This is a genomic window from Halochromatium salexigens, from assembly GCF_016653295.1.
GTDB lineage: Bacteria > Pseudomonadota > Gammaproteobacteria > Chromatiales > Chromatiaceae > Lamprobacter > Lamprobacter salexigens.
This window is the reverse complement of sequence record NZ_NHSF01000056.1, coordinates 61,487-77,221: the sequence shown is the minus strand read 5'-3', so window position 1 is coordinate 77,221 and position 15,735 is coordinate 61,487. Positions and strand designations below refer to the sequence as shown.

Genomic DNA, 15,735 nt, shown 5'->3' with positions numbered 1-15,735 from the left:
AGCCCTATAGCCACAACCTTTCCGAGTCTCAGCCCTTTAAAAACAATCAGTTATTTCTTATACAGCGTCTAAGGGTCGGACGTCAATCGCGCCAGATTGCATGGCTCTGGAGTCAACCGCGCGCTGGCCACGGGCTGCCGAGGATGCCGCTGGCAATGACTTCAAGTGAGCCGCAGATCCCGCGGCCGATCGACATCACGCAACACGCCTGGGTCCGTACACCGCACCTCGGTCACCGCAGCCTGTCGCAGTAGACCCCGCGCGCCTTGATCACCTTGCAGACCAAGAAGCGTCGCACCGAAAGCGGCACTGAAGGCGACCGGATGACCGGCAACACCTTCATAGACCGGGCGGGCCACGCTCGCCCCGGCTGTCAGGGTCTCAGCCACTGCCGCAATGCTGCGCGTGCTGACCCACGGCATATCGCCGAGCGCGATCAACCAGCCATCGGCGTCGCGGCTAGCCGCCACACCGCAGGCGATGCTATGACCCATGCCAGCGCTAGCGGCTGGGCAGATCATCACATCCACGCCTTCTGCTGCCAGACGATCGGCGACTGGCCCGGGCTCGCGCACCACCGCCAACACCCGAGACAGCGCTAAGCGCAGCGGACGCGCTGCGGCCACTACCATCGGCGTGCCATCCGGCAGCACATGCAGCCGTTTATCGGAGCCGAAACGGCGGCCCTCACCTGCGGCCAGCAACAACCCAACAGGCATCGCGCACCACCTATTAGCCGTCCTAACTGATTGCCGGGCATCATTGGCCGACAATAGCCTGAGGTCACAGGATGTTCATGACCTCTCATCATGGCAGATGACGCTAGGCGTCTACGCCAAACCTGCTCAGACGCTGTAGAGGAACTCATCCTCTAAAAATCAGAAGCTTGTCGTGAAAATGGCCATAGGGCAGCCCTATAGCCACAACCTTTCCGAGTCTCAGCCCTTTAAAAACAATCAGTTATTTCTTATGCAGCGTCTCAGCCAGTCGCGGCCTCGCCAGCCGGACTCAGCGGCTCGCGCTGAGCAAGTGGCGAGCCGTTACGCACCGCGATCAGCTCGGCGATGGCGGAGACGGCGATCTCGGCCGGCGTGCGGCCACCAATCGCCAGCCCGATGGGGCCGCGCAAGCGCGCCAGCCGCGCAGCCGACACGCCGAGCGAGGTCAGCCGTTCTCGGCGCTGGGCGTCGCTGGCTCGGGAGCCGAGGGCGCCGACATAGCCGGTCTCGGCATTGAGCGCTTCCAGCAACGCCAGATCATCCAGACGCGGATCATGCGCCAGCGTCATCACCGCGCTGAGCGGATCAACGGCCTGAGCGCGCACGGCATCATCCGGCATGCGGGTCTCCAGGCGAACACCAGGCAAGGACCAGCCGGCCGGGTCCTGGATGCGCGGATCACAGAGGATCACCTCATCGCCAAGCGCCAGCGCCATCTCGGCGATCAGACGCGCGATCAGCCCATCGCCGATCAGCAGCACTCGCCGCCGAGGACCGAAGACCCGCACGACCGCACTTTCATCGCGCTGCAGCTCGGCCTCGTCACGGCCGGCCGGGACCAGGCTCACAGCGCCATCGGCCAAGGCGACACGACGCGCGATGCGCCCGCGCGCGGCGAGTGTCGCCAAGATATGCTCCAGCGGTTCTGGGTCTGACAGCGATTCCGCCAGCAGCTCCACCTGCCCGCCGCAGGGAAGCCCAAAGCGCTGTGCCTCGGCGGCGGTGACGCCATAGCGCAGCACCTCGGGCCGAGGCAAAGGGCCGCGCTCGCGCAGATGGCGACGAAGCTCATCCTCAAGGCAACCACCGGAGACCGAGCCGACGCTGTCGCCCTGCGCCAGCCTGGCCAGTGTCCCATCACGCATCGGATGAGACGCCCCACCTTGTGCGCCATCCGGCGTCCCCTCTTGCGCCAAGGCCCAGAGCGAGCCAGCCGGGCGCGGCGAGGAGCCCCAGGTCTGCAACACCGTGACCAGATGCACACAGCGACCAGCCCGCAGCCAGCCAGCGGCCGCCTCTAGCACCTGCTGATCCACTTGAATCATGACTGCGAAACCGCCACTGAGACGCGACCCAGAAAGGCCGCATGAGGCCCGCCACCCGTCATGCTGGCGCGCCAGCGCGGGCCACTCACAACCGGATCGGCAATCGACGCACCGGCTTGCCAGTCAGCGCGAACACCGCATTGGCGACCGCCGGGGCGATCGGCGGCGTGCCCGGCTCGCCAACACCACCTGGTGAGGCATCGGAGTCGACGATATGCACCTCAACCGCCGGCATCTCGCTGATGCCCAAGAGCGGATAGTCATCGAAGTTGCCCTGTTCGACCCGACCGTCCTTGATGCTGATCTCACCATTGAGGGTGGCATTGAGGCCATAGAGGATACCGCCCTCCATCTGTGCCTCGATGATGGACGGATTGACGATCTGGCCGCAATCGATGGCGCAGACTACGCGCTTGACCTTGACCTGATCGTCCTCGATCTCGACCTCCGCGACCTGGGCGCAGTAGCTGCCGAAGGATTCCGCCACGGCGATGCCACGGGCGCGCCCTTCCGGCAAGGGCTCGCCCCAGCCGGCCTTCTCCGCCGCCAGCTTGAGCACCCCGAGATGGCGTGGCTGCTCGGCAAGCAGCTCAAGGCGCAGCTCAAGGGGATCACGGCCAGCGGCCTGCGCCAGCTCATCGAAGAAGGCCTCGGTGACGAAGGCGTTCTGCGAGCTGCCCACCGAGCGCCAGTAGCCGACCGGCACCGGCGGATTGACCATCGCATAGGTCACCTCGAGCGCATCGATGGCATAAGGGAGGTTCTTGGCACCCTCGACCGAGGAGCCATCCATGCCGCTCTCGCGCACCTCGCTCGAGAAACGGGCGCGAATCGAGGATCCGGCGATCCGATGGCGCCAGGCCAGCGGCTTGCCGTCCGCGTCCAAGGCGGCGGTGAGACGGTTCAGGGTCGCCGGGCGATAGTAATCGTGGCGGATATCGTCCTCGCGACTCCAGATCACCTTGACCGGACGCCCGGTCTGCTTGGCCAATGCCACCGCGTCACGCACGAAGTCTTGCTCCGAGCGACGACCGAAGCCGCCACCCAAGAACTGGGTGTGCACCCGCACCTGCTCGCGCGGCAGGCCGGTGATCTCCATGCCGGTTTCTTGGGTGCGGGTCTGGGCCTGGGTGCCGACCCAGATATCGCAGCCGTCGTCGCTCACCTCAGCGACGCAGCTCATCGGCTCCATGCAGGCATGGGCGAGATAAGGCACTTCATAGGTGGCGTCGAGGGTCTTGGCGGCATCCTTCAGGACTGCGCTCACATCGCCCTCGGTGCGGACGCTCTGGCCGCTGTCGACCGCCTGCTCGAACTGGCGGCTGATGTCGGCGCTGGAGAGGTCGCCATGACCGGCGAAGTCCCAGTCGATCGTCAGTTGCTTGCGCGCCTGCTCAGCGGGCCACCAGGTCTCGGCGAGCACGGCCACGGCATCCTCATGCAGGGGCACCACATCGACCACGCCCTTGATCTGGCGCGCCGACTCGGCATCGAAGCCCTTGCGCGTGCCGCCGAAGACCGGGCAGCGCTGCACCACGGCGTTGAGCATGTTCGGACGCTGGATGTCCTGTGCGAACAGGGCGCGACCATTGCACTTCTGCGGGGTGTCCAGGCGCTTTTGCGCGGTGCCCAACAGGTTGAACTCATCCGACTCCTTCAGGAACACCGACTCCGGCACCGGCTGCTTGGCCGCGTCGCTGGCCAGCTCGCCATAGCCGAGGCGGCGGCCGCTGGCCTCGTGGATGACCTCGCCTTGCGTCGCCACGCAGGCGTTTTCACTCACCCCCCAGCGCTGGGCCGCCGCGGCCAGGAGCATCATGCGTGCGGCGGCACCGGCCTCGCGCACCGAGGTCCAGTAGCCGCGCACGGCGGTGCTGCCGCCGGTGAGCTGCTGACCGATGATCGGGTTGGTGTAGGCCGCGTCAGCGGGGGCGAATTCGGCCTGGATGCGAGACCAGTCCGCCTCCAGCTCCTCGGCCAGCAGCATCGGGATGGCGGTCATCACGCCTTGGCCCATCTCCGAGCTGCCGACCACGGCGGTAATGGTGCCGTCCGGATCGATGCGCACCCAAGCGTTCGGCGCGAAGGCGTCCTCGGCCACCGGCGCGGTGCGCGCCTCGATGGTGGGGATCTGGAAGCCGATCAGCAGGCCGCCGCCGGTGAGGGCGCTCGCCTGCAGGAAACCGCGTCTCGTGATACCCATTTCAAGCCTCCTCGGTGCCGGTTTCGGCGGCCCGTTTGATCGCGGCTCGGACGCGGTTGTAGGTGCCGCAGCGGCACAGGGTACCGCTCATCGCTTGGTCGATATCGGCATCGTTGGGGGTCGGGTTCTCTGCCAGCAGCGAGGCCGCCGCCATGATCTGGCCGGATTGGCAGAAGCCGCATTGCGGTACGTCCAAGTCGATCCAGGCCTGCTGCACCGGATGCTCGGCATCCGTCGATAGCCCCTCGATGGTGGTGACCGCTCGGCCTTCCACAGCCGATACCGGGGTGACGCAGGAGCGCGTGGCAACCCCGTCGAGATGCACGGTACAGGCGCCGCACTGGGCGATGCCGCAGCCGAACTTGGTGCCGGTCAGGCCAAGATGGTCGCGCAGCACCCAGAGCAAGGGTGTCTGCGGGTCGACATCAAGCGCCTGTTGCTGGCCGTTGACGGTCAATCGGATCATGCGGATCACCTCGCCTGTTGAAGCCACCGCCGGTGACGGCAGGCATTCGGGGACTGTATGTCGTTTCTGGAGGTCAGGTTAGGGAGGCGTGGCGCGATCGTCAACGCTCGGGCAGCCTCAGCTACCGGTGACTGAACGCAGGCCCAATCGCGTCGACTTGTAAACCCAACCTCATTGGCCTCTTGGCGGCTGCGGGCCGAACTCTCATGGCGCGCGTGCCACGCCCGCAGATGAGCGTTTCCTGGCGATCTCCGGGGCGGAGGCAGGCGAGGATCGGTGTTCTGGGGGCTGGTAGCAGCTGCTTAACCCGTACCGACACGAGGTTGTTCTGGCGGATGTCATCGCCGGCTCCCCACCTGGCTGCGATAAGATCTACAGTCTCTTTAAGCAGTGCCATGGTCCTTCATGCTCGATCCAGACCGCTCACAGCCAGAAACGCTCACGTCGCCAAACGCGGCCGCCCCTGAACACATCGACAGCGGTGACAGCGCGACCGCAACGTCTCGCATCCGCGAGATCCCCTACAACTACACCTCGTTCTCCGACCGCGAGATCGTCATCCGCTTCCTCGGCGCGGAGAACTGGCAGCGCATCGAGCGCCTGCGCGGGTCGCGGCGCACCGGGCGCTCGGCGCGGATGCTGTTCGAGGTGCTCGGCGATATGTGGGTGGTCAGCCGTAACCCCTATCTGCAGGACGACCTGCTCGAGGACCCAAAGCGTCGTCGGCTGCTGCTCGAATCGCTACAACATCGGCTCGAGCAGTTCGAGTTGCGCCTGAACGACAACCAAGAGGCCGCCGCGCTGCTGAACGCCGCGCGCGAGGCCATCGCCCGCTTCGATGCCCAGCTCGATGCTGATCGCGCGCTGCGCCAACGTCTGCGCAAACGGCTCAGCGGCATCACCCGCAAAGACAACATCGACTTCGGCGGTCTGGCGCGGGTCTCGCACGCGACCGATGCCACCGACTGGCGCGTCGAGATGCCGTTCGTGGTCATCCTGCCGGACACCGAGGACGAGGTCGCGCCGATCGTCGCCGCTTGCATCGACTGCGGTCTGTCGCTGATTCCACGCGGCGGTGGCACCGGCTACACCGGCTCGGCGGTGCCGCTCTCGCCGCGCTCGGCGGTGATCAACACCGAGAAGCTCGAGGCGCTGTCTGGCGTCGAGCGCATCGCCCTGCCCGGCGTTGCCGAGCCGGTGCCGACGGTGCGCTGCGGTGCCGGCGTGGTCACGCGCCGGGTCGCCGATCTCGCCGATGCCAATGGGCTGGCCTTCGCCGTCGACCCGACCTCGCAGGACGCCTCCTGCATTGGCGGCAATGTCGCGATGAACGCCGGCGGCAAGAAGGCGGTGCTCTGGGGCACCGCGATCGATAACCTCGCCTCCTGGCGCATGGTGACCCCGGATGCCGATTGGATCGAGGTCGAGCGCCTGGATCACAACCTCGGCAAGCTGCAGGACACCGAGGTCGCGCGCTTTCGCATCACCCGCTTCGCGCCCGACGGCCGCACGCCTAAGGGCAAGCCCGAGCTGCTCGAGATCCCGACCGCGCTGATGCGCAAGCCGGGGCTCGGCAAGGATGTCACCGACAAGGCCCTCGGCGGCCTGCCCGGCGTGCAGAAAGAGGGCTGCGACGGGCTCATCACCTCGGCGCGCTTCATCCTGCACCGGATGCCCGAGCATGTGCGCACGCTCTGCCTGGAGTTCTTCGGCACCGATCTGAACCGCGCCGTGCCGGCGATCGTCGAGATCAAGGACTTCGTCGAGGCGCGCACCGACGTGCAGATCGCCGGCCTCGAGCATCTCGACGAGCGCTATGTGCGCGCGGTGCGCTACTCGACCAAGGCCGCCCGGCGCGAGCTGCCGAAGATGGTGCTGGTCGCCGACCTGGTCTCGGACGACGAGGCTGCGGTGGCGTCAGTCGCTGATGCCGTGGTCGAGCTGGCCAAGGCGCGCGATGGCGAGGGTTTCATCGCCATCAGCCCCGAGGCGCGCAAGCGCTTCTGGCTCGACCGCGCCCGCACCGCCGCCATCTCGCGGCACACCAACGCCTTCAAGATCAACGAGGACGTGGTCATCCCACTGCCACGGCTGGCCGAGTACAGTCGCGAGATCGAGCGCCTGAATATCGAGCAGTCGATCAAGAACAAGGACGCCATCATGGCGGCCGTGCTCGAGTATCTGGATGGCCCGCTGCGCGAGGCGCTGCCGGCCGGCGAGTACCAACGCTCCGATGAGGCGCTGGCGATCCTCGAGGCCAAGTGCGCCGCCGCCCGCGATGCGGTGCGCGCCGCCCGTCAGCGCTGGCAGCAGATCCTCGCGCGCCTGGATCAGCCCGCCGCCGAGCAGACCGTGCTGCTGCGCGACCCGGAACGCGCGCTGATCCGCGACGGCGACAGCCTGCTCGAGATGATGCTGCGCCGCGACCTGCGCCAGACCTATCGCAAGGAGGTCGGCAATCGGCTCGCCGAGATCTTCGCTGGTCAGGATGTCACTGGCGTGCGCGAGCGCCTGGCCGAGATCCATCGCGAGGTGCGCAGCGCGCGACTGTTCGTCGCGCTGCACATGCACGCGGGCGATGGCAACATCCACACCAACATCCCGGTGCACTCGGCCAACTATCAGATGCTGCAGGAGGCTGATCGGCTGGTCGATCGGATCATGGCCATCGCCGAGCGGCTCGATGGCGTGATCTCGGGCGAGCATGGGATCGGCCTGACCAAAGTACGTTATCTGGCGCCCGAGAAGCTCGTCGCCTTTGCCGAGTACAAGCAGCGGGTCGATCCGCAGGGACGCTTCAACCCTGGCAAGCTGATGCCGGATTCCGGCCTCGAAGGCGCCTATACACCCTCGCTGCAATTGGTCGAGCAAGAGGCGATCATCCTTGAGGCGACCGAGCTCGGTGCGCTGAACGACGACATCAAGAACTGCCTACGCTGCGGCAAGTGCAAGCCCAAATGCATGACCCATGTGCCGCGCGCCAATCTGGACTACTCACCGCGCAACAAGATCCTCGGCACCGGGCTGATCATCGAGGCCTTCCTGTACGAGGAGCAGACCCGGCGCGGGCTCTCCGAGCGGCACTTCGATGAGATGAACGACGTCGCCGATCACTGCACCATCTGCCACAAGTGCCTGACGCCCTGCCCGGTTGATATCGACTTTGGCGATGTGACCATGCGCATGCGGCGCATCCTGGTCGAGCGCGGCAAGAAGCGCTCGAGCCCCGGCGCCAAGGCGGCGATGGCGTTCTTGAATACCCAGCATCCGCAGGCCATCCATCTGATGCGCAAGGGGCTGGCCGAATGGGGCTTCCAAGGGTTGAACCTGGCCAATGCGATGGCCAAGGGCCTGCACCTGACCGAGCAGACGAACGCACAACCGGGCGCCAGCAGCGGCACGCCGAATCCGGTTGGGCAGGCGGTCAACCTGGTCAGTCGCTCGATCCGGGTCGATCTGCCCAAGCGCACCTTCCGCCATGTGCTCGGGCTCGAGGACCGCACGCGGGTGCCGATCCTCGCCGATCCGGCCAAGGTGACCGAGGACTCGGACGCGGTCTTCTACTTCCCCGGCTGTGGCTCCGAGCGGCTGTTCTCGGATATCGGCCTGGCGACCCTGGCGATGCTCTATGAGCAAGGCAGCCAGACCGTGCTCCCACCGGGCTATCTCTGCTGCGGCTATCCGCAGCGCGCGGCCGGGCTCGAGGAGTCGGGACACCAGATCACCACCGAGAACCGGGTGCTCTTCCATCGTGTCGCCAACACGCTCAATTACCTGGATATCCGCACCGTCATCGTCTCCTGCGGCACCTGCATGGATCAGCTGCTCAAGTACGAGTTCGAGCGCATCTTCCCCGGCTGCCGGCTGCTCGATATCCATGAGTACCTGATGGAGAAGGGCGTGAGCCTGGAGGGCGTCAGCGGCAAGCAGTACCTCTATCACGACCCTTGCCACACGCCGATGAAGACCTATCAGCCGACCTCGGTCGCCGAAAAGCTGATGGGTCAGCCAGTGCCCTTGTCAGACCGCTGCTGCGGCGAGGCAGGCACGCTGGGCACCAGCCGCCCGGATATCGCCAATCAGGTGCGCTTCCGCAAGAGCGAGGAACTGAACAAGGGCATCCAGGCGCTCACCGGCAAGACCCGCGCCGAGAACGGCGAGGTCAAGCTGCTGACATCATGCCCCGCCTGCCAGCAGGGCCTGGCCAAATATGCCGATGAGACCGGCCTGATGACCGATTACATCGTCGTCGAGATGGCCAAGCATCGCCTTGGCGAAGGTTGGCAACAGCGGTTCTTGGAGCAGGTGAAGGCTGGTGGTATCGAGCGAGTGTTGCTATAGCGTCACTAGTCCGCGTCATCGACCATGACGAAACAACCGATCCACGAGGTTTTACATGTTTTACATGGAACCCCTATCTTAGCGAGGGCTGCTAGCAACGGCGCATCAATCGTTGCCGAAGAGGTCCTTCAACGCCTGCAGCGTGGTCTGGCGCCCAAGCTCGCCGATGGCGGTCGTGAGCGGAATCGCCTTCGGGCAGACACGCACACAGTTCTGGGCGTTGCCGCAGTCGCTGAGGCCACCCTCGGCCATGATCGCGTGTAGGCGCTCGGTCTTATCATAGCGCCCGGTCGGATGGGCATTCATCAGCCGTACCTGAGCCAAGGGCGCCGGGCCGACGAAGGCCTGATCCGACCCGACTTGCGGGCAGGCGGCCATGCAGCAGCCGCAGCTCATGCAGCGGCTGTAGAGATAATTGGCGGCCCAATCCTGCGGCGAGATGCGCGGTGCGCGCTCGTGGTTGTCCCAGGCGCCATCGATGCGCACCCAGGCCTTGACCTGCTTGAGGTGCTCGAACATCCGCGCGCGATCGACCATCAGATCGCGCACCACCGGGAACTTGGGCAGCGGCTCGAGGCGAATCGGCGCCTCCAGCTCCGCGATCAGCGCCGAGCAGGCCGGCCGTGGCAGGCCGTTGATGAGCATGGCGCAGGCGCCACAGACCTCTTCCATGCAGTTGTGCTCGAAGGCGACCGGATCGACGCGTTCGCCGTCCTTGGTGACGCAGTGCTCGCGCAGATCCATCAACAACGAGACGACATTGGCGCCCGCACGCGCCTCGAGCACGAACGACTGCCAATAGGGCGCCGCGTTCGGGCGATCTTGACGGCGGATGCGCAACTCGACGGTTTGCCTGTTCGCCTCGGCGTGCATCAGCGGTAATCCCTCGGTTGTTCGGGCGCCAGCAGCCCGAGATCGACCGGCTCGAAGGCGATGCGCGGCCCATCCGGGTGATACTCGGCGACCGTGGTCTTCAGCCAATCGGCATTGTTGGCCTTCCAGCGCTCGCGATAGGCCTCGAATTCGGGATCGCCTGGGAACTTGCCCTGAGGGATCGCGAGATCGAACGCGGGCTTGAAATGGGCGCCGCGACATTCATCGCGCGCGCGGGCGCTCGCGGCCATGACCTGCGCCAGCTTCACCATATCGAAGACCTGGCGCGCATGCGCCAAGCTCTGGTTGGCCCAGCGGCTGGATTCGCTCAGATCGAGCCGCTCGAAGCGCTGCTCGAGCTCCCGCAGGCTCGAGAGGGCCGCATCGAGTTCGGCGTTATCGCGCACCACGCCGACCTGGGTGGTCATCAAGGCGCCAAGCTCGCGGTGCAGGCGGAACGGATTCTGGTCGCCGCGCGGACGCGAAAACTGTTGGTTGAGGTCGGCTTGGCGCCGCGACTCGGTCTCGAAGAGCGCGGCGGGCGCGGCCTCGGCCCCCTGCTCGAGCCCGCTCAGATAGCTCGCCACCGCCTCGCCGGCGACCCGCCCCGAGTACGAGGCCGAGAGCAATGAATTGGCGCCCAGCCGGTTGGCGCCATGATAGGCATAGTCGCATTCGCCACAGGCATAGAGGCCGGGGATGTTGGTCGCGTGATTGCGCGGACTGCCCGCCTTCATACCGCCGCGCGTCGGGTCTTTCTCGTAGTCGACCCACAGCCCGCCCATCGCATAGTGCGCGGCCGGGAAGATCTCCATCGGCGTCTCGAGCGGGTCTTGACCGGCGAATTTGCGATAGATCGAGAGGATGGCACCGAGACGGGTCGAGACGAAATTGCGATCCAGATGGGTCAGGTCCAGATAGACTCGATCGCGGCTCTCACCCGCATCCGCGCCACCGACGCCCAACCCCAGCTCGCGGGTGACCTTCCAGATCGCGCGCGCGGCGATATCGCGCGGCACCGTGTTGCCATAGCTCGGATACCAGTCCTCGAGGAAATAGAAGCGTTCCGACTCGGGGATGCGCAGCGGCTCGCGCCGATCACCCGGGTCCTTCGGCACCCAGACCCGGCCGCCCTCGCCGCGCGCGGCCTCGGTCATCAGGCGCGTCTTGTCCTCGCCGAGCATCGCGGTGGGATGGAATTGGAAGAACTCGGCATTGGCGAAGCGCGCTCCTTGCTGGTAGACGCGGCTCGCGGCGGCGCCGGTCGAGTTGGTCGAGCAGGTGGTCTTGGGCGCATAGATCTGCCCGAGCCCGCCGCTGGCCAGGACCACCGCATCGGCGCGGAACGCGCGCACCTCGAGGCTGCGCAGGTCCATCGCGACGATGCCACGACAGACGCCGTCGACATCCTTGACGATCGACAGGAACTCCCACCATTCCTGCTTCTCGACCTTGCCCTCGGTCTCCAGACGGCGCACTTGCTGGTCGACGCCGTAGAGCAACTGCTGGCCGGTGCTGGCGCCGGCGAAGCAGGTGCGCTTGTGCTTGACGCCGCCGAACAAGCGCTGATCGAGCAGCCCCTCGGGCGTGCGCGAGAAGGTCACGCCCATGCGCTCGAAGGTGCGGATCAGCCCCGGTGCGTCCTCGCACATGGATTGGATCGGCGGCTGGTTGGCGAGATAGCTGCCACCCTTGATGGTGTCGACGATGTGCTGCTGCACGCTGTCGTGCTGGCCCTTCATATCGAGCACGGCGTTGATGCCGCCCTGGGCGCAGGCCGAGTGCGAGCGCATCACCTCGAACAGCGAGAACAGCATCACGCGATGGCCGGCCTCGGCGAGCGCGAGCGTCGCCCAGAGGCCGCCGAGCCCGCCGCCGATGACGATCACCTGGCGTGCGCTTGCGCTCATGCCACACCTCCAGCAGTGGGCGCGATCAGGAAGCCGAGCAGCCCGTGCACCCCGAGCGCGGCGAGCAGCAGCCCAAGTCCCGCGCAGACCCAACCGAATCGCCGCTGCGCCTCAGCACTGCTGGTCAAGCCCCAGACGATGGCCGCAGTGGCCAGCCCATTGGCCAGATGGAACACCGCCAGCAGCACGCCGACGAGATAGAGCGCGAACACCGGCGGTTGCGCCAGTGCCTGCTGCATATAGCCGAACAGATCGGCGCTGATCGCGGGATCGAACAGCCCGGCGATCCGCGTCAGCCCCACATGCAGCAGCAGGAACAGGATCAGCGCCACCCCGGAGACCCGCTGCAGCCAGTAGAGCCCGTTGCGCACATAGCCGTAGCGCAGCGGCTCGGCGCGTCCCGTGCGGATGATCAGCAGGCCATAGCCGGCATGGAACAGCAGCGGCAGCGCGATGACGAACACTTCCAGCAAGAGCAGATAGTTCAGTCCCTGCAGCGCCCCCACCACCTCCTGGTTGTAATGGGTCGCGCCGAACCGAGACTGGGAATTCTCCCAGAGATGGAAGACCAGGAAGGCGCCCACCGGCACCAGGCCGAGCAGCGAGTGCAACCGGCGTAGCAAGAAATGGGGATGTTGGATGGAGGCGGACATGGCGATCCGTGGCCGTGGGTTTCCCTTCAGCATAGTCAGCCCGGGGCTTGCGTCCGTTGACGCGCCTCATTATTTGCGAATATTCGCATCAAGCAACATTCTCGGTTGCTCGCCGGCCTTTTGAATTCACGTCCTTGGGCGGCTAGAGTTTCGCTCTGGTCCCAACCGATCCAGGTACTCGCCATGCCTCAAGCTCCCCTGCCCCGCCTTGGCCTGCCGCTGTTGCTCTGGGCCAGCCTGCGAACGCCGTTCGTCGGCGCGAGCCATGCCGGCTCCGGTCTCGATACGATCGACCCATCCACCGCCACTGACCTCGAGACCGAGCATCAGGATCTCAGTACCGCCGTGCGCGCCGCGCCGCCGGAGCTGACCCTCGCGCAGGTCTATGAACCCGGCGTGGACTTGACCCAGTACCTGGTCAGCGAAAAGTTCGATGGCGTGCGCGCGTTCTGGGATGGGCGCCGCTTGATCACACGCGGTGGCCTGATCATCAATGCCCCGGCCTGGTTCACCGCCGGCTTCCCGAACCAACCACTCGATGGCGAACTCTGGATGGGGCGTGGCACCTTCGCCGATCTCTCCGGCACCGTGCGCACCCTGGAGCCGGAGGTCGAGGCCTGGCAACAGGTGCGCTATGTGCTCTTTGATCTACCGGCGGCCGAGGGCGGTTTCGAGGCCCGTTTCACGGCGCTCGAACAGCTCCTCGAGCAGGCCCCGAGCACGCGCCTGAGACTCGCCCATCAGCATCCGATCGCGGATCACGAGGCGCTGCAAGCACGGCTGGAGCGCATCGTTGCCGCCGGCGGCGAGGGGCTGATGCTGCATCGGCGCGATGCCCCCTATCAGGGTGGGCGCAGCGCCACGCTGCTCAAGGTGAAGCCGTATCTCGAAGGCGAGGCGATCGTCCTCGAGCACCTGCCAGGCCAAGGCAAGTACACAGGCATGCTCGGCTCGATGCTGGTCGAGGAGCCGGATGGCACCCGCTTCAAGCTCGGCACCGGCTTCAGCGACGCCGAGCGTGCTGACCCGCCGCCGGTTGGCAGTCTGGTCACCTTCAAGTACCACGGCCGCACCAAGTACGACCGGCCACGCTTCGCCAGCTTCCTGCGCGTGGCCGACGATTTGTAGCCGTTTTCCTGCGCCAGGAAATACCGCGAGCGCCGCAACCGGCCAGCGTTGGCGATCGAATCCAAGGCCCAAGGTCGAAACGGATGTGCGTTTTCTGCGACAATGGGCACTGTCACAGCAATCACAGGAACAGTATGAGTACCTACGACATCTACGCCCTCGGCAACGCACTGGTGGATATGGAATACGAGGTCAGCGCTGACGACCTCAAACGGCTCGGCATCGACAAGGGCGTCATGACCCTGGTCGACGAGGCGCATCAGCTGCGCATCATGGAGCATCTGCGCGAACATCATCACCAGCGCGGTTCTGGTGGCTCAGCGGCGAACTCGGTGATCGCGCTCAGCCAGCTCGGCGGTCGTGGCTACTATGCCTGCAAGGTCGCCGACGACGAACTCGGCCACTTCTACATGAAAGACCTGCGCGACGGTGGCGTCGCCACCCTCGATGGCACCTATCTGGAGAAGGGCGATACCGGCCGCTGCGTGGTCCTGGTGACGCCTGACTCCGATCGCACCATGTGCACCTATCTGGGCATCAGCGGCAATCTCTCGGTGCACGAGGTCGAGGTCGACGCGCTCAACGCCGCCAAGTGGTTCTACACCGAAGGCTATCTGGTCACCTCGGATACCGCCCGGGTCGCGGCGATCGAGGCGCGCAAGGCGGCCGAGCATGCCGGCGTGCGGACCGCGCTGTCGCTGTCCGATCCGAACATGGTCAAGTTTTTCAAGGATGGGCTCAAGGAGATGATCGGCGACGGTGTCGACCTGATCTTCGCCAACGAGGAAGAGGCCATGGGGATGGCCGAGAGCGATGATCTGAACGAGGCGGTCGCCTATCTGAAAACGCTGAGTAAGGAGTTCGCGATCACGCGCGGTCCCAAGGGCGCGCTGGTTTTCGATGGCAAGGAGTTGGTCGAAATCGATCCGGTCAAGGTCGAGCCGGTCGACACCGTCGGCGCGGGCGACATGTTCGCCGGGGCCTTTCTCTACGGCCTGGCCCAGGGCTGGAGCCACAAACGCGCCGGCGACCTGGCCTCGGCGACCTCGGCCAAGCTGGTCACCAGCCTCGGGCCACGGTTGCCGCAGGAAGAGACGCAAGCGATCCTGAAGTCGCTGAGCTGACCGGCGCGCGATCCCGCCTGCATCGTTTCTGGCTCAAGCTTTGTAGCCCCCGTCTGTTGACGGGGACGAGCGAGGCTCAGAAGCCGTTAGGCATACATCCTTATAAGGATTCTGGGTCCACTCCAAGCGCATGCAAGCGCTCCGCCAAACGCTCGGCGCGGATATGCTCGGCATCGGCCCGCATGGCCTCCTCCTTGGCGCGCATCGCCTCCTGTTCAGCCCGCGTGGAAGCCTCCTCGGCGCGGCGCGCCAGCTCTACAGAGGTCAAGAACGGCTGGCCATTGGGGTAGTCAAGCAGCAGCGTCTCGAGCGTGAGCGCGAAACGCACCCCGAGCAATGGACTGGTCCAGCCGTGGATGTGCGACTGGCGGGTGAGCCTTGGGCGGGTATCCTGACTGCCCGGAGCGGATTTGGGTTTGGACTCGAACCTGGACGTCTGCTCGAGCGCGGACGCGGACCGATCAACGCCCTGGCGTGTCCAGATGCCGAGTGTGTGCCGATCCGGGTCATAGACGTAGTATTCCTCGACGCCGTAGCGATCATAGAAATCCAGCTTGTCCGCCATCTCCTTGGCGCTGTTGGAGGGAGATAGGATCTCGAAGGCGACCTGTGGAGCGATGCCCTCCTCTTCCCACTGGCGATAGGAGCCGCGCCGCCCCTTGGGCCGGCCGAAGACGACGAAGACATCCGGCGCAATCGGGCCGGTTTCGCGGCGATCCGGCACGGGATACCAAAGCAGATCGCCGGCGACGAAGACAGTCGGGTCATCGGCAAACAGGATCTCCAGGTTCTCCTTGATCTTGACCAACCACTGATACTGCTCGGTATTGTCGGCCATCGGCTGTCCGTCGCTGTCCGGATAGGGGTCATCCGGATCGATGTGAGATAAGGGGTTCATCGCTCGGCTCCGGTGGTGGTTCGCTCATAAGCCGCATCATAGAGCAAAGGCCGTTCGCTAGGCTTGCCTATAAACTCGCGCGTTTATCATGTACC

11 protein-coding genes are annotated in these 15,735 nt (G+C 65.6%); 3 read left to right on the top strand and 8 right to left on the bottom strand.

From position 1 onward, the window contains the following. Positions 1 to 161: 161 nt before the first annotated feature. The 4 genes from CCR82_RS09530 to CCR82_RS09515 form a co-directional block, all read right to left on the bottom strand. Positions 162 to 719 (bottom strand): nucleotidyltransferase family protein, encoded by a 558-nt coding sequence (locus CCR82_RS09530; RefSeq protein WP_201245431.1) that lies wholly within the window; start codon positions 717 to 719, stop codon positions 162 to 164. A gap of 260 nt (positions 720 to 979) precedes the next feature. Next, complete coding sequence (locus CCR82_RS09525; protein ID WP_201245429.1) at positions 980 to 2,044, bottom strand: XdhC family protein; 1,065 nt, start codon at positions 2,042 to 2,044, stop codon at positions 980 to 982. Positions 2,045 to 2,129: 85 nt separating this feature from the next. Next, positions 2,130 to 4,247, bottom strand: a complete 2,118-nt coding sequence (locus CCR82_RS09520) for a xanthine dehydrogenase family protein molybdopterin-binding subunit (protein ID WP_201245427.1) — start codon at positions 4,245 to 4,247, stop codon at positions 2,130 to 2,132. 1 nt (position 4,248) lies between these two features. After that, positions 4,249 to 4,713: a (2Fe-2S)-binding protein gene (locus tag CCR82_RS09515; RefSeq protein WP_201245425.1), complete on the bottom strand. Its 465-nt coding sequence runs from the start codon at positions 4,711 to 4,713 to the stop codon at positions 4,249 to 4,251. Positions 4,714 to 5,118: 405 nt separating this feature from the next. Here CCR82_RS09515 and CCR82_RS09510 point away from each other — a divergent pair, with 405 nt between their 5' ends. Continuing rightward, entirely contained in the window at positions 5,119 to 9,054 is a 3,936-nt protein-coding gene (locus tag CCR82_RS09510) for a DUF3683 domain-containing protein (RefSeq protein ID WP_201245423.1), read from the top strand. Between the two features lie 105 nt (positions 9,055 to 9,159). Here CCR82_RS09510 and sdhB read toward each other — a convergent pair whose 3' ends face one another. The 3 genes from sdhB to CCR82_RS09495 are packed head-to-tail and all read right to left on the bottom strand — an operon-like array spanning position 9,160 to position 12,490. Further along, positions 9,160 to 9,927: a succinate dehydrogenase iron-sulfur subunit gene (gene sdhB, locus CCR82_RS09505; protein WP_201245421.1), complete on the bottom strand. Its 768-nt coding sequence runs from the start codon at positions 9,925 to 9,927 to the stop codon at positions 9,160 to 9,162. Beyond that, a complete protein-coding gene (sdhA, locus tag CCR82_RS09500; RefSeq protein ID WP_201245419.1) occupies positions 9,927 to 11,837 on the bottom strand; it encodes a succinate dehydrogenase (quinone) flavoprotein subunit in 1,911 nt (636 codons plus the stop codon). Before sdhA ends, sdhB begins: the two co-directional genes overlap by 1 nt. Then, on the bottom strand, positions 11,834 to 12,490 hold the full coding sequence (locus CCR82_RS09495) for an MDM10-complementing protein 1 domain-containing protein (protein ID WP_201245417.1): 657 nt from the start codon (positions 12,488 to 12,490) through the stop codon (positions 11,834 to 11,836). The genes sdhA and CCR82_RS09495 overlap by 4 nt, the downstream gene beginning before the upstream one ends. A 183-nt stretch (positions 12,491 to 12,673) precedes the next feature. Between CCR82_RS09495 and CCR82_RS09490 the strand changes: the two genes are divergently transcribed. After that, positions 12,674 to 13,618: a DNA ligase gene (locus CCR82_RS09490; RefSeq protein ID WP_201245416.1), complete on the top strand. Its 945-nt coding sequence runs from the start codon at positions 12,674 to 12,676 to the stop codon at positions 13,616 to 13,618. A gap of 134 nt (positions 13,619 to 13,752) precedes the next feature. Further along, positions 13,753 to 14,742: an adenosine kinase gene (locus tag CCR82_RS09485; protein ID WP_201245415.1), complete on the top strand. Its 990-nt coding sequence runs from the start codon at positions 13,753 to 13,755 to the stop codon at positions 14,740 to 14,742. Between the two features lie 100 nt (positions 14,743 to 14,842). On the opposite strand, the gene CCR82_RS09480 is transcribed toward CCR82_RS09485, so the two are convergent. Beyond that, positions 14,843 to 15,640 (bottom strand): Uma2 family endonuclease, encoded by a 798-nt coding sequence (locus tag CCR82_RS09480; protein WP_201245413.1) that lies wholly within the window; start codon positions 15,638 to 15,640, stop codon positions 14,843 to 14,845. Between the last annotated feature and the right edge of the window lie 95 nt (positions 15,641 to 15,735).